At 38.2% G+C, this 23,485-nt stretch carries 12 protein-coding genes, 8 pseudogenes and 1 CRISPR repeat array (1 of these 21 cut by a window edge); of the genes and pseudogenes, 4 read left to right on the top strand and 16 right to left on the bottom strand.

Translation table 11 applies throughout. From position 1 onward, the window contains the following. From LEP1GSC190_RS03930 to LEP1GSC190_RS20975, 8 genes and pseudogenes are all read right to left on the bottom strand, one after another. Positions 1–1,240, bottom strand: the 5' portion of a protein-coding gene (locus LEP1GSC190_RS03930; RefSeq protein WP_081606745.1) for a methyl-accepting chemotaxis protein. Its footprint begins 473 nt before the window's first position; the window shows 1,240 of its 1,713 coding nt (coding positions 1–1,240); the start codon lies at positions 1,238–1,240; its stop codon lies beyond the left edge, outside the window. Between the two features lie 28 nt (positions 1,241–1,268). After that, on the bottom strand, positions 1,269–1,628 hold the full coding sequence (locus LEP1GSC190_RS03925) for a c-type cytochrome (RefSeq protein WP_002748190.1): 360 nt from the start codon (positions 1,626–1,628) through the stop codon (positions 1,269–1,271). Beyond that, positions 1,628–1,945, bottom strand: a complete 318-nt coding sequence (locus LEP1GSC190_RS03920) for a methylamine utilization protein (protein ID WP_002748178.1) — start codon at positions 1,943–1,945, stop codon at positions 1,628–1,630. The genes LEP1GSC190_RS03925 and LEP1GSC190_RS03920 overlap by 1 nt, the downstream gene beginning before the upstream one ends. A gap of 25 nt (positions 1,946–1,970) precedes the next feature. Then, complete coding sequence (locus LEP1GSC190_RS03915) at positions 1,971–2,990, bottom strand: cytochrome-c peroxidase (protein WP_036035863.1); 1,020 nt, start codon at positions 2,988–2,990, stop codon at positions 1,971–1,973. Between the two features lie 805 nt (positions 2,991–3,795). After that, the gene (locus LEP1GSC190_RS03910) at positions 3,796–5,697 is read right to left on the bottom strand and encodes a DUF1561 domain-containing protein (RefSeq protein ID WP_117344699.1); all 1,902 of its coding nucleotides are present in this window, start codon (positions 5,695–5,697) and stop codon (positions 3,796–3,798) included. A gap of 635 nt (positions 5,698–6,332) precedes the next feature. Next, positions 6,333–7,562, bottom strand: coding sequence for an IS256 family transposase (locus LEP1GSC190_RS03905; RefSeq protein ID WP_002745514.1), 1,230 nt, complete (start codon positions 7,560–7,562; stop codon positions 6,333–6,335). A gap of 160 nt (positions 7,563–7,722) precedes the next feature. Continuing rightward, positions 7,723–9,624 carry a DUF1561 domain-containing protein gene (locus LEP1GSC190_RS03900; protein WP_117344612.1) on the bottom strand — a complete coding sequence of 634 codons (1,902 nt, stop codon included), beginning with the start codon at positions 9,622–9,624 and terminating at the stop codon, positions 7,723–7,725. A gap of 77 nt (positions 9,625–9,701) precedes the next feature. Next, positions 9,702–9,897 (bottom strand): annotated as a pseudogene (locus LEP1GSC190_RS20975) (hypothetical protein); the annotation flags it as partial. Positions 9,898–12,161: 2,264 nt separating this feature from the next. Between LEP1GSC190_RS20975 and colA the strand changes: the two are divergent. Next, the gene (gene colA / locus LEP1GSC190_RS03885; RefSeq protein WP_002748957.1) at positions 12,162–14,831 is read left to right on the top strand and encodes a collagenase ColA; all 2,670 of its coding nucleotides are present in this window, start codon (positions 12,162–12,164) and stop codon (positions 14,829–14,831) included. Between the two features lie 168 nt (positions 14,832–14,999). Here colA and LEP1GSC190_RS19665 read toward each other — a convergent pair. Then, positions 15,000–15,149, bottom strand: a pseudogene (locus LEP1GSC190_RS19665) (aldehyde dehydrogenase family protein); the annotation flags it as partial. A gap of 95 nt (positions 15,150–15,244) precedes the next feature. On the opposite strand from LEP1GSC190_RS19665, the pseudogene LEP1GSC190_RS20685 reads away from it, so the two are divergent. Further along, a pseudogene (locus LEP1GSC190_RS20685) lies at positions 15,245–15,461 on the top strand (transposase); the annotation flags it as partial. A 90-nt stretch (positions 15,462–15,551) separates the two neighbouring features. On the opposite strand, the pseudogene LEP1GSC190_RS03880 reads toward LEP1GSC190_RS20685, so the two are convergent. Next, a pseudogene (locus LEP1GSC190_RS03880) lies at positions 15,552–16,138 on the bottom strand (M23 family metallopeptidase); the annotation flags it as partial. Positions 16,139–16,402: 264 nt separating this feature from the next. Between LEP1GSC190_RS03880 and LEP1GSC190_RS03870 the strand changes: the two are divergent. Further along, positions 16,403–17,475 (top strand): IS3 family transposase gene (locus LEP1GSC190_RS03870; RefSeq protein WP_420844300.1). Its coding sequence is split into 2 segments (ribosomal slippage): positions 16,403–16,640 and positions 16,640–17,475, totalling 1,074 coding nucleotides; the frame shifts between segments, so codons are not numbered across the junction. A gap of 295 nt (positions 17,476–17,770) precedes the next feature. After that, positions 17,771–18,592: a CRISPR direct-repeat array (repeat unit 29 nt; unit sequence CGGTTCAACCCCACGTGTGTGGGGAAAAG). A 394-nt stretch (positions 18,593–18,986) separates the two neighbouring features. Here LEP1GSC190_RS03870 and LEP1GSC190_RS20120 read toward each other — a convergent pair. The 3 genes and pseudogenes from LEP1GSC190_RS20120 to LEP1GSC190_RS03860 form a co-directional block, all read right to left on the bottom strand. After that, positions 18,987–19,237: pseudogene (locus LEP1GSC190_RS20120) on the bottom strand (phosphomethylpyrimidine synthase ThiC); the annotation flags it as partial. Between the two features lie 460 nt (positions 19,238–19,697). Continuing rightward, positions 19,698–20,465 carry a toxin-antitoxin system YwqK family antitoxin gene (locus LEP1GSC190_RS03865; protein ID WP_002745300.1) on the bottom strand — a complete coding sequence of 256 codons (768 nt, stop codon included), beginning with the start codon at positions 20,463–20,465 and terminating at the stop codon, positions 19,698–19,700. A 13-nt stretch (positions 20,466–20,478) separates the two neighbouring features. Then, a pseudogene (locus tag LEP1GSC190_RS03860) lies at positions 20,479–21,063 on the bottom strand (hypothetical protein); the annotation flags it as partial. Here LEP1GSC190_RS03860 and LEP1GSC190_RS03855 point away from each other — a divergent pair. Next, positions 21,052–21,471 (top strand): annotated as a pseudogene (locus LEP1GSC190_RS03855) (integrase core domain-containing protein); the annotation flags it as partial. The pseudogenes LEP1GSC190_RS03860 and LEP1GSC190_RS03855 sit on opposite strands and share 12 nt — an antisense overlap. Before the next feature lie 214 nt (positions 21,472–21,685). Here the strand turns inward: LEP1GSC190_RS03855 and LEP1GSC190_RS03850 are convergent. The 3 genes and pseudogenes from LEP1GSC190_RS03850 to LEP1GSC190_RS03840 form a co-directional block, all read right to left on the bottom strand. Continuing rightward, positions 21,686–22,243 (bottom strand): annotated as a pseudogene (locus tag LEP1GSC190_RS03850) (hypothetical protein); the annotation flags it as partial. 96 nt (positions 22,244–22,339) lie between these two features. After that, entirely contained in the window at positions 22,340–22,639 is a 300-nt protein-coding gene (locus LEP1GSC190_RS03845) for a DUF7957 family protein (protein ID WP_002745295.1), read from the bottom strand. Positions 22,640–22,813: 174 nt separating this feature from the next. Next, positions 22,814–23,182 (bottom strand): hypothetical protein, encoded by a 369-nt coding sequence (locus LEP1GSC190_RS03840; RefSeq protein ID WP_002760937.1) that lies wholly within the window; start codon positions 23,180–23,182, stop codon positions 22,814–22,816. Positions 23,183–23,485: the final 303 nt, after the last annotated feature.

The raw sequence follows: 23,485 nt of genomic DNA, 5'->3' as shown, positions 1-23,485 counted from the left end.
CTCTCGCAGCCTCAATCGCGGCATTGAGAGCGAGCATGTTTGTACGAGCGGATATATCTCCGATCTTTATGAGAGATTCGTTAATTCTTTGAACGGTACGTTTCACCTCTAAAAACGATTTCTGAACCCCGTCCACCTTCTCCCTTCCCTTTAATGCAGTCTCCGAAGATTCCCGCGCTTTTAGCGTTAAAGAGTTCAAAGACTTAGTCACGGTAATTAAGGAAGAAAGATTTTTTTGGATTTCTTTTTCCAAATTTCGAAGATGTTCAGCAGAAGTAAGAATAGTGGTAGTATTGGTCTCCACCAATGTACTCAAACGATCGATATGATCGGCCACCTTCTGGGAATCGTCCGCCTGGATTTCCGACGTGGAAATAAATTCTTTCGAAACCTTGTAAAATTCCTGGCTCGCCTTTTGGGAATTATCGACCGAAATTCTCGCCTCGACGATGATTTCACGAAGAGATGTTTCCATCTTTTTTAAAAACTCCAAAAGTTCCCCCATCTCATCGAAATGGTCGATCTCGATCCGATTATTCAAATTTCCGTTTTGAATTTCAGATGCAAAGTGAATTGCCTTTTTGAGAGGAAACATCACGGATCGAATTATGGATCTGGAAAATAAAATTCCAGCGATCAAAGAAAGAAAAGAAAGAGCGCAGATCATATACAAGGAAAAAGTAAGCTGAGTTTCCGCGGCGTCCTCACTCTTACGGGAATGAGTAGCTTCAAATTCGATCAGAATCTTGATCGTTTTTCTTAGGGAAGCACTCAGAGGATTAATCCCGCGAACGTATAGAATCTGAGCTTCTTGTCTTTTATTTTCTTTGCCCAAATTATGAATCGTTTCCGCATATTGGGAAAGATTCTCTAACCCTTCTTCGAAAATTTTCAAATTTTCAAGCTCGATCGCTTCCAAGGAAAATTCTCGGAACGTAACGTTATTTTTCTTTATTTCATCCAATAGGATTCGAACTTTCTTGTTTTCTTCTTCAGAAAGAAGCGCGTCAATCGTGGATACCTTGGAGGAAAGAGTCAGCTCTGTAAGTATTAACTTTTCCAAAGTTAAGTTCATCAGTTGAAATTTAGGCTGCGAATTTTCAATCATTGATCGAATCGTCTTCCGATATACGAACGTATTGTAAACAATCAAAGCCGAAGAAAGAATAAATACTCCGATGATGACTCCGAAGCTGAAACGCAATCTTGTTTTAATACTTATATTGCCGAGTAAATTCACTGTAAAATTTGCGGAAACGTTTTGCCGACTATTTCGATTTCGAAAGAAAGTTGATGTAAGAGATTACGTCTTTGATTTGCTCTTCAGACAATTCTTCCTGCCACGGAGGCATAAACGGGGAACGATTCACTCCAATCCCCCCTTTTTTGATGATCTCTTCTTTTTGTGCATTGGTCAACTTAGTAATCGTAAGATTTGCGGGTGGCGGGACCTTCCCCGTCGCAAGGCGGCCCTTTCCGTCTGCGGCTTCTCCATGACAAAGTACACAATAAGTACGGAATACAATACTTCCCCGAACAGCGGATTTTTCCATGGTATCAAGAGCCGTCAAAGAAAATGTCGACGCCGAAAAAAGAAAAAGAATTATAATTTTTGAATATATTTTCATTATTGTACGTCTATCGTCATTTTCATTTCGGGATGTATCGCGCACTGTACGGTGATCTTACCGGGTTTTTCAAACTTTACCTTTTGCGTTTTCCCCTGAGAATATGAGCCCAAATCGAAAATTTTTGTGGGAGATAGGGAATATACATTGTGATAAAAAGTATCGTAATTCGGAAAACTCACCACGTCCCCGACTTTGATCTTTAAAGATTCCACCGTAAATCCCTTATTCTTTTGACCCACTTCGTGTTCCGCCGCCGCAAGGCTTCCCCCACAAAAAACGAGAAAAATAAAAACCGCCGTAAATCGAACTAACATTCAATACTCCTAATTTATGATGATATTATCTCGGGAACTCCGGAATCGAAATCGAAATCATTTTGCCGTTTAGTGATTTCATAAACTCTACGAGATCGGCCTTTTCATCCTTCGTTAATTTGAGAGTTGTCATGTTCGGATCTAGGTTGTTTTTTTCATCTCCTCCTCGATCGTAATGTTCGACAACCTCTTCCAAGGTAGCATAACTTCCATCGTGCATATACGGTCCCGTCAAAGCGACGTCCCGCAAACCTGGTGTTTTGAAAGCACCCTTCATAGATTTTACCGCTACGATTTTAAATCTTCCGACTTCCTTGGAGGCGTTTTTCAAACCGATATTATGAAATCCATTATCCGAAAACTGATCGCCTTGATGACACGCGGAACATTTTGCTTTTCCGTTAAAGACGGAAAAACCCCTTTGTGCCGATTCCGAAATTGCGGTTTTATCCCCTTTTTTCCAACGATCAAACGTAGACTCCGTAGAAAGAATCGTTCTTTCAAAACTTGCGATCGCCTTTCCGATCGTTACCGCATTTATATCCTCGTTCGGATACGCCCTGGAGAACAATTCTTTGTATCCGCGAATATTCTTTAATTCTAATATAAGTTCATCTATATCTTGATTCATTTCATCGGGAGATGAAATCGGACCCAATGCCTGCGCTTCCAGATTGTCCGCTCTGCCGTCCCAGAACATTTTGCTTCCGTACGCTCCATTGAGAATCGTGGGAGTATTTTTTCCCAAAATCTTCATATTGTGTCCGACTGCAGTTTTTAACCCGTCCGTCCAAGCAAGGCCTGGATTATGACAAGTGGCGCAACTGATCCAATTGGAACCGGAAAGAATCGGGTCGAAAAATAAAGTTTTCCCCAATAAAATCCTTTCCGGAGTAGGAGCATTATCGGGAGGGAAAGGATAGGCAATCGTTTCGACTTTTTTCGTTTCACCTTCCTTACGAACGACTTCTTTTTTTTCTTCTTTGCAGGTAAATATCAAAAGTAAGCTAAAAATCAAAAATACGGCCCAAAGAATTCGAAACAAACCAAGCCCCCTGTTAAACGTTATCCACTTTTTTACTTTAGAATATTCTAATAGTCCGCCTTCATCCACTTAATTTATAACTTAGAACGTAAATTATTATAACCAAGGATGTCGTTTGTTTAAATATGGATACTATGCAAATTTTATGGCAAACCCTTGGGAAAAAACTTATTTTTATAAACTCATACCCGTTGGAAGGGTAAGTAAATCCTCTCTATAAAAAATTAGTATCCGAATTCCCGTTTATCTCCAATAGCTTTTAAAACTGATCGTAGTTGATTTTACTTTTTTTAAAGTGGATTTCGTTCTTTGAATTAAGGAACTAGAATGGTCCGGACAAAAATTTGCCATGCCGTCTCCCTCGTAAACGACACCGGATATATTCTTAAAGTAGAAAGCTAAATTTGTTGGAGTTTGCGAACAAATTGAAAAATGTAAGCAAAACCCACAAGATCATAGTCTAAACCGATCAGTAATTCTACGATACCCGAAGAAACTTTCAAATCTGCCTCATCATGAAAATCCAATTAAAATCCTGAAAAGATTCATTCAATCCGAAATTTCAAGAAAGACACATACAAGCAGATTCCATCAGAGATTTTCTCTGTGGACACCTTCATGGTCTTTGAGTCCTTAAAGGAGTTGGAAAATATAAAACATCGAACTACAAAGACAAGAAGACCGTAAAACAACGGGAGTTCCTACATTCTGAGGCTTAGAACAGACTTTTAATCAATTTAGTTCATAAGAAATGTAGACGAATCTTGTTATTGTACAGTACATACAAATCAACATAATCCTCGAATTACAGCAGGGTGCATCTACCCCCTCTCCTCGAACACTGATTTACCAATGTGCTGGTTGGGTATCTTCCCGTACCTCTTCTGTCGTCCCCTTCTCCAGTGCAATCTCTGTTAGAAATCATGAAGTCAAATATATTGTGGTAAGCTTCCCTTAATTGTATAGTTACAAGTCTTGCCAGAGTTCTATTTGGTGTTTGCAGATTATTAATTACCTCAAGCAGATCCGTGGTAGGTGTTAAATATTCCCTGTAGATATTAAATGGCATCGAACGCACGTTCGTTTGAATTACAACTAACCCCTGAGAAGTCCTAAGAATTGGAACAGCATGCCACCCTAAAGTTCCATCCGGACACAATAGCGCTAATATCCCCAGCCAAATGCTCCCGGGAGGAGAATTGATGAGTGAGCTAATGTGAGATTGTATCTCAGACCGAGTAGTGAATTCAGAAGAGATAATCCAGTCGTATTGAGGCAACATAGTCCTAGCGGATGCTAATGCCAGTTGTCTATTTGAATAATCAATGGAATCATACACTCTAGGTACATCCGTCAGCAATCTGTTCAATAACGGATAACGTTGTTCAAACGAGACAAAAGGATCCCTATTACGAGCTGTATCGAAAAAATAACCCCCACTCTGAAGAGGTCCCTGAGAATAATACTCCTGGAGTTCTGCCAACATCTGGAAGCCCTGAAGCAGACAAACACCGCATACCCCACGTACCTGCCCCCTACCTATAGATGAAAATGAAGTCGCTATCTGATAAAGCCTCCGAATCCAGTCATCAGTTAATTGAAAGTCAGGAGGTAAGGTCCTTTTTATTCTTTTATATACATGACTTTCCTTATTACCAGCCGGACAATACTGCTCTGTATTACCAAGATTACCAGCTGCATAACGTATCCAATCCAGTAAATATCCATCTACTAAAAACAAAGACGTTGGACTATTCGTGGTATCCTTTTCCAAAAAAGAGGGTTTAGCTGCATAGACAACACCCCAATTGGATCCATATCTGGTAACTCTCAGAATATTGCCTTTATAATCCTTGAGCATACCTCCCTCTTCAGTTTCAAGATAAACGTCCCAATAAGCAGGACTATCCTTACTCGTAGGGATATCATCACACAATACCCATCGAATCCAATTCCATTGATAACTACCTACCTTTGAATACATGCAAGAAAGACGTCCACTTACTGGATTGTATTGAGCAACATGTCCACTTTCAGGATTGTAGTAGATAGATGTGGTATTTTTTTTTGAGCCTTTTGAATGGATAAAGTAGCGGCTATTCCCCAAATTCCAAGCTATGGAAGTCTTAATACTGATATTCCCAGGAGTTGCCACAGTCTGAACCCAATCTTTCATCGAAGAGTCCAAAGTATGGTTATAACTATCCTTAGACTTCTTTGAAATATAGGCATACCACTTCACATCTTTTAAACGATAACGCTCATCTGCAGTCCAAAAGGAATTCTCTTTTACGATCCATCGCTGTAGGGGGTCATTGATAGTACAAGGTCTGAGATGCACATAATCCCAGTTTCTCTCTCCAAGAATGACTCCTTCTGGAGCAGTAATGCATAGCCATGTTTTATTAATGTAATAAGAAATTCTTTGAAACACATCATACCGAGCACTAGTAACGTCCTGTTCCCAACACTGCTCAAGTTGAATATAACTTTCACCACCACTAAAAACTGGAGCATAACAAAACTTTCCACCATCATGTATAACGATTTTGATTGCCTTATCTTTCGGATTATCCGTAGGCTTTTGAACTATCGAGCCAGAGACAACACTTGATAAAATATGGACAAGTGCAGGACTCACTCCGTAAGAAAAATCAACTCCAATTGAAATCAACAAAACCACTATCAAAACTATAAAACGATTCATTTTCACTTCCCTCTCTCTTTGAAAAATTAAGACCTAGTCATGTAAACATAAGGACATGAAATAAACATAGCTGCCAACTATATTATGGTTTTACCATTTTTATCTGGAGAAACGCAAACCACCAGGTCATTTAATGTTAAGATGTAGAAGCAGAATGGTATTTACGGAATATTCTTTTGAAGCAAATGCATTACCTTAGTGATGAAATCCTATCTTTATGCGGGACAGCCTTTACGAATAAGATGAAAATCATTAATGAATTTCAAACTATTCAAAATCGAATTCTCACAAAAGCTATGTATATCACAAAACTCGCGGAATAAAATAGTTAATAAAGGTTTTAGAATATATTTGAACTGAAAAAATGAGAAGGAAAGTCCCTCAAATATACTTGAATAACGGAGTGAAAAAACATTTATCGAAGTAATATAAAATCCTTAGATAGTTATATTAATAAAGATTTTCGAAATTATTTGAATTTCAACTTCATATTGCTTTGGTTTATGCCCTCCCAAAACATGGAGGAAAAAGTAAGAAACGCAACTGGCGCTGTTATCAATTGCACATATCAATATGCAGGCCGGAGTTAGCGATCTGGAACGAGGGTGTCAGCGCTCCTGTGTAAATAACTTTCTTTAAAACGAATCGAACTTCAACCGATCGCCGAAAATAATCGAAAATTGATTCATTGCTTTTCCCCAATCTTGAATAGGCATGGTCCATTTTTTAGACATATTATTCAAAGCTAAATAAAGAAGCTTGATAGCCGCTTCATCGGTAGGAAACGAACCCCGATTCTTGATAATTTTTCTTAAACCCATATTCATAGATTCGATGGCGTTTGTGGTGTAAATCGCCTTCCGAATATTAGGTGGATATGCCAAAAAAGGAATCACCGATTCCCAATTGTTTCTCCAGGACTTGCTGATCATCGGATATTGACTGTCCCATTTGGTTGAAAAATCATCAAGGCTTTTCTTAGCAATCTCTGCCGACGGAGATTTGTAGATAGCCTTTAAATCAATCATCAACTCTTTCTTCTGTTTGTAAGAAACCCATTTCAAAGAATTCCTTACCATATGAACGATACAAAGTTGAACTTGTGCATTAGGAAAAACTGATATGATCGTATCCGGAAATCCCTTTAACCCGTCAACGCAGGCGATTAAGATATCTTCAACTCCGCGATTCTTTAAATCGGTTAAGATCTGAAGCCAGAACTTCGCTCCTTCGGTGCGCTCCACCCAGATCCCAAGTATCTCTTTTGTGCCCTGTAGATTGATTCCTAAAGCCAAATAGAAGGATTTGTTTTGAACGTGGTGACCGTCTCTCACCTTTACGACTAACGCGTCCATGATGAGAATTGGATATACTTTATCCAAGGGGCGATTCTGCCACTCGATCACCGTTTCCAGTACCGAATCGGTGACTTCTGAGATCAGATCCGCTGAGACTTCCACTTGATAGATTTCTTGGAGATGTTGGGTAATTTCTCGTGTGGTCATTCCACGAGAATACATCGAAATGATCTTATCGTCGAAGCCGGTAAAGCGTGTCTGTCCTTTTTGAATGATCTGCGGTTCGAAACTGCCGTTTCTGTCTCGAGGTATTTCCAAATCGATTGTTCCAAAATCTCCTTTGAGCTTTTTGCTACTTTTTCCATTCCGAGAATTTCCTGTGTTATTGCCCAACGAGGAATTCTTCTCATATCCAAGGTGATGCGTCATCTCACCTTGCATCGCTCGCTCTATCAGTGATTTCGTTAGTTGCTTTAAGAGGCCTTCATTTCCCAGTAGATCTTCAGGACTCTTATCTTTGATTAATTCATCGAGTAGCTCTTCAGCTCGATTTTTGGGGTTGCTCATATTGGGTTTATCCTTGTTACTTTTTGGTTATTCACAAGTCATTTACACAATCAAGCCGACACTCTCGATTTATTGTTCCTCTACATTTATTTTCTGCTCCCTCTATAATCAAGATCTCTATTAGAAAATTGTAAAAAAAGTTCATGTTATATGATAAAAGTTACAACAGCGCGCACCTACAGCTCCTCAAACACTGATTTACCGATGTGCTAGTTGGGTATCCTCCGGTACCTCTTCTGTCGTCCCCTTCTCCAGTGCAATCTCTGTTAGAAATCATGGAGTCAAATATATTGTGGTATCCCCCCTCTAACTGTATAGTTACAAGTCTTGTCAGAGTTCTATTTGGTGTTTGCAGATTATTAATTACCTCAAGCAGATCCGTGGTGGGCGTTAAAGCTTGCCTATATAAGTCAAATGGCGCCGAAGGCACTCTCGTTCGAATTACCACTAACCCCTGAGAAGTCCTAAGAATTGGAACAGCATGCCACCCTAAAGTTCCATCCGAACGACGGCGCCCCAATATTCCCAGCCAAATGCTCCCGGGAGGAGAATTGATGAGTGAGCTAATGTGAGATTGTATCTCAGACCGAGTAGTGAATTCAGAAGAGACAATCCAGTTGTATTGAGGCAACATAATCCTAGCGGATGCTAATACCAGTTGCCTATTTGTATCGCTCGCGGTGGTGACGCGATTATATACGTCAGGTACATCCGTCAGCAATCTGTTCAATAACGGATAACGTTGTTCAAACGAGACAAAAGGATCCCTATTACGAGCTGTATCGAAAAAATAACCCCCACTCTGAAGAGGTCCCTGAGAATAATACTCCTGGAGTTCTGCCAACATCTGGAAGCCCTGAAGCAGACAAACACCACATACCCCACTTCCTTGAGCCGTAGTTACAGATGAAGTCGCTATCTGATAAAGCCTCCGAATCCAGTCATCAGTTAATTGAAAGTCAGGAGGTAAGGTCCTTTTTATTCTTTTATATACATGACTTTCCTTATTACCAGCCGGACAATACTGCTCTGTATTACCAAGATTACCAGCTGCATAACGTATCCAATCCAGTAAATATCCATCTACTAAAAACAAAGACGTTGGACTATTCGTGGTATCCTTTTCCAAAAAAGAGGGTTTAGCTGCATAGACAACACCCCAATTGGATCCATATCTGGTAACTCTCAGAATATTGCCTTTATAATCCTTGAGCATACCTCCCTCTTCAGTTTCAAGATAAACGTCCCAATAAGCAGGACTATCCTTACTCGTAGGGATATCATCACACAATACCCATCGAATCCAATTCCATTGATAACTACCTACCTTTGAATACATGCAAGAAAGACGTCCACTTACTGGATTGTATTGAGCAACATGTCCACTTTCAGGATTGTAGTAGATAGATGTGGTATTTTTTTTTGAGCCTTTTGAATGGATAAAGTAGCGGCTATTCCCCAAATTCCAAGCTATGGAAGTCTTAATACTGATATTCCCAGGAGTTGCCACAGTCTGAACCCAATCTTTCATCGAAGAGTCCAAAGTATGGTTATAACTATCCTTAGACTTCTTTGAAATATAGGCATACCACTTCACATCTTTTAAACGATAACGCTCATCTGCAGTCCAAAAGGAATTCTCTTTTACGATCCATCGCTGTAGGGGGTCATTGATAGTACAAGGTCTGAGATGCACATAATCCCAGTTTCTCTCTCCAAGAATGACTCCTTCTGGAGCAGTAATGCATAGCCATGTTTTATTAATGTAATAAGAAATTCTTTGAAACACATCATACCGAGCACTAGTAACGTCCTGTTCCCAACACTGCTCAAGTTGAATATAACTTTCACCACCACTAAAAACTGGAGCATAACAAAACTTTCCACCATCATGTATAACGATTTTGATTGCCTTATCTTTCGGATTATCCGTAGGCTTTTGAACTATCGAGCCAGAGACAACACTTGATAAAATATGGACAAGTGCAGGACTCACTCCGTAAGAAAAATCAACTCCAATTGAAATCAACAAAACCACTATCAAAACTATAAAACGATTCATTTTCACTTCCCTCTCTCTTTGAAAAATTAAGACCTAGTCATGTAAACATAAGGACATGAAATAAACATAGCTGCCAACTATATTATGGTTTTACCCTCTTCGTCCTTAAAGTATACCATTTCTTTGAGACCTTTGAACTTCACCTTTTGGGCGATTCCATTTAACTAGCATAAGATCAGTATCAGAACCGATCGTTTTTAAAATTTCCGAATCTAAAACCGCACATTGGTGCTACAATTCTCCCGGCCAAACTCTAATACGAGGAAATAGCTTAAAACGATCCTATATCCACCTACCTCTATAAACTTTCGCAAAAAGAGACTGAAGTATATCGATAGCCAACTCGGTGATCTTTTATCCTGATCTAAGACCGTAAGAATCAGTTCCTCGATCTCAAAATGAAGATATTCAATAAACCAGCGTTTGATTTCTTCGGCGGATTCAAGTTGGAGTTCGATTTGTATATGCTGCACTTTATTATTTCAGAATCCTCCAATGGTTGGATTTTAAATGCGATTTGCTCAGTTCTTTAAAAAATTTTCTTTCCGATTCGTCCAAAATCGGCAATAAACATGCAAGTAATAACTTCCGTTGACAGAAGCGTTTGTGTCTACACCTTCAAGATAATTGTAAGTCGCCAGAAAACGAATTGCCTTTTCTAGTCCAAATTAATGATAAAATTGAATTTTAATATAAGAAGTGAGATTGATTCTTTTTTCTTACCAAGAACGATCTTGTAGTTCCAAAAGTTCTATCGCATTTTCAAGAGTCAATTTCAGTTTATCGTCTGGGAATTTAGAAAACCATGAAGTGTTTGGATGATCCATCTTTTTGTATCTACTTGATAGCTGTCCAAGACTTCCATACAAACCAGAAAATCAAAAACTCTTTTCATATATACCATACCCATAATTCATTATCATTGGATACATCTCAATTTACATTGTCTATTCTTGTTTTTTAATGTTAATTGCAAATTTCAAAGAGATTTGGGCGTTCGTGCATTTCTATTTTTTATCGGAACACTATTGCCTTATTTTTTCTATTTTATGAGTATATGTTTTCCTTCTATTAGGTTACTTCTACGTTTCAAGATCTGTTTTGGGATTTTTACCTTTTTCAATCATTTGGGCCATAACAATCCTGCATTACTATGTATTTGAAATTAGGGAGCATATCATAGAAGAAGAATTAAATTTACCTTTTCTAAACCGAATTCCATCATTCCTTATTCTAAAATTATTTAAAATTTTAAATCCAGAAGAATATTGTTCTAGAGTTATTTCGAGCAAAACGAATGTAGTTTTGAAAATTACATCTGTAAATTCGGATTTACTAAATCACGAAAATTCAAAGCCCCTAAATAATAAAGAGAGAACAGAAGTTTTAGCACGGATTTTTTTCCAACGAACTCGTTGAAACACTGAAGTAACCATCTAATGGCGAAGTACGGACTTCCTATTGTAATTTCATTAAGAACTTGTCTCAAAACCTCAGAATGTAGGGACTTCAACAAGAACTTAACAATTATAAAATCTGTTCGAAAGCTCGTAAACTACCAAAGGGACGCAATCTGTAAAACTCCTATATTTTATTACGAACTTACTGAATCATTGTAACTGATTTCTCTTAAAGTTTGGGGACAGACTCTTATTATCAAAACCAATCCTTATTACCTTTTAAAAGCCACATTCCGGTTTTCGGAGCCAGCTTTCTACGTTTGTTGTGTTTTATACACCGGATAACGTCTCTTAAGAGCTTGTCGAACGATCTAAAACGCGACCCATAAGGAGCGTTTTGCTGAGTTCAAAAAACGAAACGCTTTAATTTCTCAAAAATGTGATAACTGATGCAGAAACCACCATAGAAGTTTGAGAACTCTTCAGTAGTTCTTCATCAGTAATCTCAAAGTTTTTGAACAAATTCTAAATATAAATCTATGCAAAAAGAAACTTCTATAAATTCAGAATAACGGTCTAAGCTCTGAATTTTATATCAAATCTCTGTCCAGAGACACTCACCATATTAGAAATTCAATTTATAGATTCTTCAAAAGTTATTTACTACGGACTTGTCTTACACGTTCTTCGTTGATTTTTTAAACTTCTATAACTTATAAGCTTATCGTTTCATTTTTTATAGATTCGAATTTATTAAAAACTTTTTACGGATCAAAGTAAAACCCTTATGAGATATTTAAATTATTTTTGAGATAAACTCTAAAAAAATCTAAGGCAACTTCCATAAAATGAATTTTTATTATATAAATGCCGCATAATTCTATTTTGCGAATAAATTTGATATCATAAGAAATGATACCAACTTGTTTTAATTTAGAAATAATCCAATGTTAATTTTCAAATTTATTTTTAAACGCACATAACGAAAACACAAAGACACATAACGTTATTTCTTTAAATAAATATTTAAGGGATAAATTTTATAATTTTTTCTATAAGAAAAAATTTTTCTTTTATAGAAAGATAATAATTTTATTTACGGAAAATATAAAAAATTTAAAGGAAAGGAATATAAAAATGATAACGAATATAAAGTGTAAAATAGTGTTAGCGTTAAGCGTGATTATAACCTTTTCGCTAGGATGTAATAGCCAAAATAATGGCTTGAAAAATGATCTTAGTTTGTTTGCAACAATGTTTGCTCAGACAACACAACAAATTACAATGAGATCGGTAACAAGAAGTGTCAGTTCGTTAGACGAACCAATAGGTTTTAACCCTATTCAAGTAGAAAACGAACAAGACTTTGATAAAATCACAGATGGAAAAAAAAGAATTCTTGTTCCGTCGGTTATGACTTTTGGACCGACTCACTCCTCTTCGAATGGAACTGTGCAAAATGTAACTTCAAATAATTGTACTGGAAGTTACGTTGCACGTTTAAGTCCAAAAGCATTCGTCAGGTTCTTAGAAACACACGATATAAATTGTGTGGATAAGTTTGTTTGGAGTTACGATCATCAATACTCGGATTATATTTATTCACAAGCAAACATGCGAGAGGTAGTAAATCGACTGGAAGTTCTTGCTCCTTCTTATAGAGGTAACAACGATTTGAACTTTATACAATTGTTCAGAATGTTTTGGGCCGGGTACTATGTAAAAGCTTCTCACCCTTCCCTTCCATTTGATAAAGATCAAATCTCTCAGGCTTTGGTTGCTCCCATGCGGACTTTTGCAAATAGTGCCCATTTTTTAGATGGAACCAACGATGCCGGAAAGGTTTTAGAGTTCTTCTTTACAGCAGCGGATAGTACGGGAAACGGACATATAATTTATCCAGGCCTCCTTTCTTTTCTTGAAGCTACCTTAAACGATCCACAAAGATTGACGAACAACCGTTCTCAGATGATAGCTTTAAATGCTGTTTTCAGATTACTCAAGCGTCATATTCTTCCACAGAATCGTGAATTTCTGAATAGAATCGATTTTAGATTGATTGATAAACTGAGGGGCTTTGCTCTTGATACAAGTCTCAACACAAACTCTTCAGTTTGGATCATTAATAATGCGATATTTTGTTTGGATAGAATTTACGAATATCTTCCTACTTTTCAACCAAGGATTGTTTCAGCTGTAACCGATGTTCTGGAAACGTATCCATACATTTCGCAACCGTATCTTCAAGCAGTCAAAGCCTTAACTCGAGATTCAGACTGTGCGGATTTACGGATTGGGCGCATTTGTTTGAGTGATACTAAAGAAGTTGTAAAAAGGATGGTTTTCCCAAATACATATTATTTTGACGATAAAGCACAAATCGTACACACATCCCTATCGATCGACGAAATTCAACCTCTTTATCACGCTCTCAAAGAGGTAGAATCTCAGTTTTTCCGTTTGATAGGAATTCACGCTCCCGTGTCCGGAGATACTACCGATTCAATTTCCATGTATGTATATGGATCTCAAAAGGATTACGAAACTTTTCATCCTTTTTTATTCGATCTCTCTACGGATAATGGTGGAATTTATATAGAAGGAGACAAAACGTTCTATACGTATCAGCGTACTCCTGCGGAAAGTATATATACTTTAGAAGAACTACTGCGCCACGAATATGTACATTATCTTGTAGGTAGATTTATAATTCCAGGCTTATGGTCTCAAACTCCGGCTCATGATAATGAAAGGTTAAGTTGGTTCGAAGAAGGAATCGCGGAATTTTTAACCGGTAGTACTTCAAGAGAAATTCGTCCGCGTAAAAATTTGATTTCTAAAATTAAAAGAGACGGTTCTTCTAGGATGAACCTTTCAAAAATCCTAACGGCCCGTTATGGAGATTTCAAATTCTACAGATACTCGGGTGTTTTCTTCAATTATCTTTATACCCATAAAAAAGATACCCTGAGAGACTTAATTAGTACATTACGTGATTCAAATATTCAAAAATTTGATTATTTAATTACTCAAATGTCCCGGGACACATGGCTAAATACTTCGTTTCAGACGTATTTAGACTACTTAGTCGGAGACGTAGACAATCTTACAGATCCATCCACGACCGCTCCGGATTTAGCAAATTTGTCTACCAATAGTCCGAAAGTAATTCGATCTTTTTTTAGAAAGACCAACACCGGATCTAAGGCAAAATGTACAACCGCTGCATTCGGACTCAACAGCCGTTTTTCTTGTAGAGGTTTGATACTTGGAAACGCTGCTTATAGTCCGGACTGGAACTCTGCGTGGTCTGATTTCAATTCAAGGATCAACGACCTTATGTCTACTTTGGAAAACAGTGGCGTAAATAACTTTAAGAGTATGAATTGTAGAATAGGAGAGATTCGTTTTGACAAACATGTGAATCTATTTCGACCTTTTGCAATCTATTCTTGTGAAGGACCACTGGCGTCCCGCCCTCGAATTTCTTATAGACATCCTCAACGGAGTCAAACTGATTTTCGAAACACAAGGTTAGGCCAACACTCTACTTGTTTTGCAAATCCATCCACCGGATCGGGTACAACTTGTAATATCCCGATAAGTACGATTGCATTTTCGAACACCGCTACGTATGAAGAAATGTATCAAAACCTAAACGCAGACTTAAACGAATTAAAATCGGAAATCTATACGATGAGACCTTCGTTCTATAGAAAACTCGATTGTAATTTCGATTCTATTGATACAGTCAATCTACCAGACGGTAGAAAATATTTAGCCGCACGTTCAAGTTGTAACCTTTAAATGACTTCGTCCAGTTCATCCAAGATTTGGATGGACTGGACATATATTTTATTTTTATAATTTACTAGTTAACCGTCTTTACAATCATCAAACTAAAAATTTTTCGTAAAAGAAACGAGTCTATTCACAAAATCGGTGTAAGGTTGATAAATTAAATTATCGAACAATCCTTTTATCAAAAATACACAGAGCCGGAGGTTTTGGTTTGGAATTGATTTTTTCAATCTCCCTATCCAAGTTCGTATAAGGAAACACAGGTCCAAAGATCTTATCTTGCATAATATTCGAATTTTTTGGTACATTGAGAGTATTCTCTATATTGTGTAAATAACTTGTGAATAATCAAAAGTAACAAGGATAAAAAATAACATAAACAAACCAAAAATCAATCGGAAGAGCTATTCGAAGAGTCAATCACTCCGAAGCTGATCGGAAATGAAAGACTCTTAAAACAGAGAACGAAATCGTTGGTTGAACGAACAATGCAATGAGAGCTAACGCATAGTCTAGACGACGAGCAGATTACCTCGTCTGGAAATGACTTAGAGAATTCTCGGAATGGAAAAAGTAGCAAAAAAGCTCTAAGAAAACTTGGGAACAATCGATTTGGAAGTTCCGAGAGATAGAAACGTCAGGACGCCTCTATAAAAGATTTTAAAAATGAATGAATTGAAATAAGAAAAGCGTAATGAAAGAAAAATTACCTGGCCTATTTGATTTAGAAATGGGAACCGATTCTAAGGTTTGAAGATCCGCCTTGTGTCTTAAAACGTGAAAATGTAAATGGGGAGCGCTACTAAAGCCAGTGTTTCCGGAAAAGCCGATTCTTTCTCCCGTTTGGACGATTTGTCCGATTTGAACTGAAATTCCTTTGTGTTTTAAATGAGCGTATTCTGCTATGCTTCCATCCTTATGTAGAATCTGGATAAAGTTTGCTTTGTCTTTGTAGAAGGAGATAGTTCCTCCAGATTGATATTTATCTTGTATTGAGATCACAAGTCCTTCTCTTGCGGCGAGAATGGGGCTTCCTTCTGAAAGAGTGAAATCAAGCGCGTAAGTGAATATTCCCGTATGTGTGAATTTTCCGTTGTATCCTTGCCCGACTCTGGAAGAGGATTCAAAAGGTAAACGATAAGGAAGGTTTCTCGCTTTGGAACCGTCATCTCCTGCTTTTACATAGATGTTTGAGTTGTAAAAATACAGATCCATTCTTTCGGTTTACATTCACCGTTGAAATCGGAAGTTTTCGCCAATAAACCGGAAAAAGTAAATACGGTAAAAATTAAAACGACAATAAAATTCCGCATATCAATTTCATCATTTCCAATATGCTATAAATTAGTAAATCATCATTATCTTTGGTTTACCACTTCTCTTTTTCAAACTTTTTGGCTTCTAAATAGTATTATTCCGTTTTGAAACTTCGTTTTTCGAGATTAAACAAAGGACTTTTAAGATATATTCTTTATGTTCCGATCGTAATTCCTAAGTCCATCTGACCTAGCCCCCGAATTTAGAACCATTTAGAATGTTTGAAATCCTCTCAAGAACATAAAATTTTGGAGGAAAACATGAAAAAACGTTTCAGTGAAGATCAAATTCATAAGATTCTAAAGGAATCTGAATCAGGGATATCGACTCCTGAACTTTGTCGTAAATACGGAATCAGTGGTAACACTTTTTACCGTTGGCGTTCGAAATACGGCGGGTTAGAACTAAACGATCTAAAACGGATGAAGACTTTAGAGGAAGAAAACAGTAGGCTAAAGAAACTGTATGCAGAGTTAGCTTTAGAAAATGAAGCGATCAAGATGTTACTCGAAAAAAAGTGGTGAGCCGTGAGCAGAAACGAGAGGCGCTCCTGTTAATCAAAACGCGGCTTGGAGAACGGAAATCCTGCCGTCTTTTGCAAATCTCCAGAACCGGCTTTCGACATCGTTCCAGGCTTCAGGACAAAAACATGGAATTGAAGGATCGAATTCTCACTTTAGCGTATAAGCATAAAAGGGCGGGATACAGACAGATTCATGATTTTATTCGGCAAGAAGAACGAGTAAACCATAAACGAATCTATCGCTTGTATTCAGCATTGGGCTTAAAATACCGAATCAAACCGAAACGAAAGAGAGTATCGTTACCTGCGATTCCAAAGATTGTTCCTAAGAAACCGGAGGAAAGGTGGTCGATGGATTTCATGTCGGATTCACTCTACTCGGGAAGAAAATTCAGAATATTGAATATCATCGATGACTTTGGACGATTCGCCGTGGCAACGCAGGTGGAATTCTCAATCACTTCGGAACGATTAGTAAGAATTTTGAATGAAGTATCTGAAGTCCGTAGCCTGCCAAAACAAATCGTTGTGGATAACGGTCCCGAATTCACATCAAAAGCTTTTTTACGATGGGCTTTTGAAAAAGGAGTCGATATTCATTTTATTACGCCGGGTAAGCCTACTGAGAATGCCTTCATCGAGAGCTTTAACGGAAAAATGCGAAACGAATGTTTAAATGAAAATTGGTTTAAGAATATTGAAGAAGCACAGCGCCTTGTCGAGGATTGGAGAAATTTCTATAATTCTGAAAGGCCACATAGTTCTCTTGGGGGACTTACTCCGGAGGAATATTTAAGACGCTCTGCTTAAGTGGATTTTGACACTTTACACTGGTACTAAAAACGGGGGCATCTCACATCATTCACCTTTGCGAAAGTGAAATTTCCACAAAATAGGAATATTAAAAACTTAAAGTTGAATTCATGGATTCTACGTTGTAAAAATTCTCAATTTAACAAAGATAAATTTTATTCTCTGTAACTTTTAATGCAACCCCACGTGTGCGGGGAAAAGCAAATGAAACGCGCAAGCGAAGGATGGGAAAACGGTTCAATCCCACGTGTGGGGAAAAGAAAACGTAAACTGGTCAAATTTGGCCAGTTTGCGGTTCAACCCCACGTGTGTGGGGAAAAGGCTATGGCAATAAATGTTATAGCTATAGCCTACGGTTCAACCCCACGTGTGTGGGGAAAAGCCCGTATGTTCGATCCGAACAATCCCGACTGACGGTTCAACCCCACGTGTGCGGGGAAAAGAGGACTACAGAAAGAAATCCGAGGAGTGACCACGGTTCAACCCCACGTGTGTGGGGAAAAGTGGAATTGGAGATAAAAAAATGTCAACATAGACGGTTCAACCCCACGTGTGTGGGGAAAAGGCGAGCATTTCTCCTGGATGTGGATTCATAAACGGTTCAACCCCACGTGTGTGGGGAAAAGTTGGCGATGGACAGGTTCCAGCAGTGGTGCGACGGTTCAACCCCACGTGTGTGGGGAAAAGATGTGAATGTTTGATGAATTAAACCGGCGGGACGGTTCAACCCCACGTGTGTGGGGAAAAGAGATGGCAAAGGAAGCAAAGTCGATCCACGATCGGTTCAACCCCACGTGTGTGGGGAAAAGGCCCTGAGTCTTCATTGGATTGTTCTGATGCGCGGTTCAACCCCACGTGTGTGGGGAAAAGCAGATCCGCTGAGACTTCCACTTGATAGATTTCGGTTCAACCCCACGTGTGTGGGGAAAAGATGGTGGAATAAAGAAAAAGACGCTCAAGTCGAGGTTCAACCCCACGTGTGTGGGGAAAAGTTGCTACATTTTTTGAGCTTACTGGTAATATCCGGTTCAACCCCACGTGTGTGGGGAAAAGTTGGAAAAACATGTATACAAAGGGTGTGCTTTCGGTTCAACCCCACGTGTGTGGGGAAAAGGCTAAAAGTTCGTATAGTATTTTACATATTATGTCATCTTAGAATTTGTTTTTAAAGATGATCTGATCTTGTATTTTTGTTCACAAAATCGATTAGGTTTGTAAAAGAAGAACTGCCATTTCTAAGGACCTTGAAAGATCATTTAAGGTTCTTTCTGACTTGGACTTGGCTTGGGCACTAAAGATAAACCTTCAAAATCTATTATCTCGCGAAACAAATCGTCGTAAAAACGAATTTCGGATCTAAAGAAAGAAGACTGAATATATTGAAAGGATTGGGAACAAGCTTGTTCGGAAAGAGAGAAATCATTTATCATAATATTATATATATCGGAATTAGATTAATTGAATGTTATAAAAAAATTAGAATAGGTTTATCTTTCGATCTTTAAATTTTAGACTTGTGGGGACGATCGCATTTCTGAGCAGTTCATTGAGCAGAAATGAGGGTGTGCATAGAACAAAATGCATCGTTTTCATACAATCCTGAAAAAGCATTTCGTTATGAAAGGACCTTGCTGTTCCTGGATCCAAAGAAAGGACAAACTAATCCTCTCAACAAAATTCAAAATAGATTTTGCTCAAAAGATTGATCGCCGCCGGGATGTTATTTTGTCAAATCCTCCACGTGAGCCGTGATCTTGTGCAATCCGCATTATCGTTTACATCGGTGATCGGAACCGGACGACGACCGCCCCGAGAGAAAAGGAAGTTTCTTATTTTTCCATCACCTTTAAAATTTCATCGAAGTGCATGCATAAATTTTTTTTCCTCGTTATGTGCAATACACCATTTTGCCAGTTTTTGAAACGATTTCGGTTACACGATTTTCTGTAAAAAGGAATATAACGTAGAAAAACGGCCACATAATGTATTTCTTCGGCGATTTTGCATAGTAGGTCTGAAAATGATTCGCGCCTTTACGATTTCATACGCTTCTAGATTTTTCTCTTCTGAAGGGAAAAAATCCCGTTTTTATAATCAGAAGGTTTCTAGTCGAAAAGAGCCCTTCTATATGATACGTTTGACCTGTCCGCAATTCGAATTTTTTCAACGGGATTTTAAATTCTAAATGTATCTCTTCGTTCCAATCTGCAACGCAACATTTAAAACTTCTCGTGTTTGACAATCTTCTTATTTTTGTAATACTTTCTTTCCTTTAGTTTACCGTTTTCAAATCTCTCCTGCATTGTTCCCATCCCTTTTATAAAAGTGACTCGGTATTGCAAATCGCCAGTATCAAAGTATTTCAGCCATTCACCTTCTTCTAAACCGTGGATATATTTTACTTTTTCATTCAAATTACCAGATTCATGGTAAATCAACTGTTCCCCGTCTCGTTTCCCGAAAACATACGTGCAGGTCTCCTTCGTCTTACCATTTTCCCAAATGAGATGAAACTTACCTTCGTAAACTCCGTTCTTGTATTCAACGCTCCCTGCTTCTTGACCCGCAGGCCACCAGAGTTTCCAAACACCTTCTTTTTTTCCCTCTTTAGTCTCACCTAATTCCCATTTACGAAAATCAAAGTTAAACTCGGATTCTTTCGGAATTGAAGAAGGCTTTTCACGAGGTGGAAGTATTTTGGCTTTGTCTATATCAAAGCCGTAATATTGCTTTCTCGAATACCAGCGACCGTCTATATAATGAGTTGAATCCGTAAGTCCTTCTAACGAATAAACTTCACTCTCAAGAACACCAAGGGTGTTCCATTCTGTTCTTTTTAAAAAAGGTTCCTCTTTTTCTTCTAATATAAAGTTTTTATATTTCTCATTGTATATCGCACCTTTCGGAACGTTAGAAGGTCTTGGAGGTTCCCCCCATAACGAAACCGTAAAAAGAAAACTGAATACTAAGATCGTTCTGAATTTCATTGTTTCTTCCTTTTTAAAAGATCTGATTCACGTAGGGTTTTTTGTTATTCCTATTAGACTCTTTCATATAACGATGCCAAAGCTCACGCAAAGCCTGACGTTGTTGTTCCGCGGAATCTTTGAAAGCGCCCGCCGATCCTGTTTCATTCACCGTTCCTGCTATACCTGTCATTTTGTAGGCAAAATAGGATATCAAGAAATTTTGAGTCGTATTTGCCAAATTCCTCACAGACTGATTTTTGACAGACAACTCTGGACTGTTCACTCGCATCAACCCTTCATAGATTTGAGAATATGCTGCATTCAAATTCGTTATCTTTCCTGCATTTAAATCAGAAGCTAAACTGATCAAACTACCTACTTTAGCATCTAAAGAATTTAAAGTATCTTTTAGTTTTGTTTCCCCATCCGCCTGATCTTTCCATAAGTTCCTAATCTGTTCAAGAGATTCCGGACTCTGATCAGGATCCGATTGCAAAACGGCAAGCTGATCCTCAATCGCATCATTCTTGTTTCTCCAGATTTGTCTCTCGGCATCCATTTCTTTGTAAAGTAATTGAATCGTATCTTCTACAAGCGGTTTTGTAAGTTGCATCGAACGTTAAAAGCGGAAGCCGTTTATCCGATTCGTTCTTCGATGAAACAACAACAGAGATCCTTCGATCGGTTTCGAAGCGAGTATAACTTTGAACGTCCTCACGAGGCGTTGGGTCAAAAAACTCCTTCCCAACTTTACAAACATTCAACGAGAATGTTCCCAAGTCGGATTCCTGAAATTTTCTATCCGGATCATTTTGAGATTAGAAAGGTCGTTGATGGTTGTTTTTATTGGAAGGATCGGAGATACTTTATTACAAAGAGTTTAGCCGGTGAAAGAATCGGGTTTGAGCCCATCGAAGACGGTCTCTGGAAGATCTTCTTCAGTTTTGTTACGATCGGTTACTTCGATGAACCGACTAAGGAAGTAACAAGGACTTTAAAAGTGTTACCCATGTCTCCGGGCTAAACTGTTACCTATGTTCCAGGATATACATTAGATGAAGCGCGGGGAAAGCATTCCCCGCGCTTCATTCCAAGCTTGCTGTTTTTCTAATTTAGTAATGTCTAATTGTGTTTCCAAGCTCGGAATTCCGCTTCCCCTTCGCCGGGATATTCTTTCGGAAAAAAGCCCGGGACTCGGGGTTTACCCTTGATGTGGATTCTGCATTGCTTAGCACTGGAGCCTCTTTTACATCCAATTCAACTACCATTCCTTTAATTGGCCAATATCCGACTGGATAAAAGAATATTTGCCAGAAAGCCATGATTGTATATAACGTATCTGTCTCGATTTCATTTGACTTTTTAATAATTACTATATACTTTTTATTCGGTTGCAAATCAACCTGACGTATAAATTCTTTTTTCCTAAAATAATCCCCTTTTTCAAGCGTCGACCAAACTCTTCCACGAAATGGACGAACATAATCTCCAAGCAAATTTACTTTTAAATCGTAGGAACCAGAAGGAACGTTTACTACGTATTCCTTTTCCGGTTCGAGACCGCCAAAAAAACCCGTGCTGATTACTTTCTCTCCGTTTAGAGTAAGCTCGAAAACCCAAGTACCCAAAAGATGTTCTTTTAATTCCTCAGGATTTTCAAGTTTTACTGCAACTTGAGAAACAAGTTGAGACGCTTGAGAACTATTAATATCCTGCAAATCGCGAACCGTAACCTTACAAGATACAATCGCTATTGTAAGAAACAATAGAGTTATTTTTATTATTCTCTCTCTCATATTATTAAACGTGATCCAACAAAGTTTAATCCGTATTGTGCGGAGTTTAAAAATCTATATCTAATTTACATTCCAAGGTCGCTAAGTGGAATACTACTACCTATGCTCCTGGATCAACTTGATACTACCATCTTCCAAATTCACCTCAAATTCACCTCCAGCCCAATGATAAGCGATCAGTTTTCCTTGGCGTAATTTAATTTTCAAAAAGGGAGCTTCCCAATCATCTTTTCCGGGAACTTTTATTCGCCACAAAATTACATCATTCTTATCAACTTTGATTACATTACGATTGAACTCAAATACTGGTATTTTTCCTTTTATCTTATCACTATCATAAAGAATAACTCTATCACCATTCTCTAATTTAATAGTTTTTTGAATATATTCTTTCAATATGGCAACCTCTCTGCTGTAAGCGTTCTGTAATTCAATTGTGGAATTCGATCCATTAGAAATATTTGATTACCACCGAAATTAGGAACTCTCCAATCAGCCTGTGGACCGACCTTTCCATATAATATTCTAGTCCCTGCTGGTATTTCCACTTCCATTCTATATACTGGAACCTTAGGTAAACCCAGGATTTTTTGCCATATCGGAAAAATCAGGAAAAAATCCGTCTAACGCACCGAAACCGCTCGCTCGGCCCGCTATATAACTCTTTAACCCTTCTGAACCCGACTTCTTGTAAATATTCAGAACTTTGTCAAGTTGACCCGTCTGTTCCAATTCTTCAATTTCTTGTGGAGGAATTTTGATTTCGGCATTCTCAAGAATCGATATTCCATTTTGAACTTTTGTAGTTCTTAAAAATTCAATCTGTTTTGAAATTTCAATCTCTCTTTGCAAATCAGCAGTCGAACCATGTGGACCGGACATTCGGTTCAATTGTCTTCTCTCATTTTCCTTCGTAGTTCCCTTCCGCAAACGTACCATTCATCGTTTCGTTTCCCATGCCAAGGGTTAGTACGGTCACAAACGGTTCCAATACTGTCTTGTGCGTTCAGAGGGCTGAAGACAGATACTGAGAGCTGAATGGCGAATCCAGCCTTTGTTTACAAAGGCTGGACCGCGCTCTCCGCTTCAATCTGCAACGCAACATTTTAATCTTTTCGTATATTACAGTCTCTTCATTCAATCCATGTTGCATTGCAGGATTTCCACTACGATCGCTTTCGCGGTCGTGGGTCGATGCCAGGCTTTTTAATTCAATAAATGACAATGGATTCACCGCGGGTC

This window comes from Leptospira mayottensis 200901116 (assembly GCF_000306675.2).
GTDB lineage: Bacteria > Spirochaetota > Leptospiria > Leptospirales > Leptospiraceae > Leptospira > Leptospira mayottensis.
Note: the sequence above shows the minus strand (reverse complement) of the source record. Positions and strands in the feature narration are given on the sequence as shown.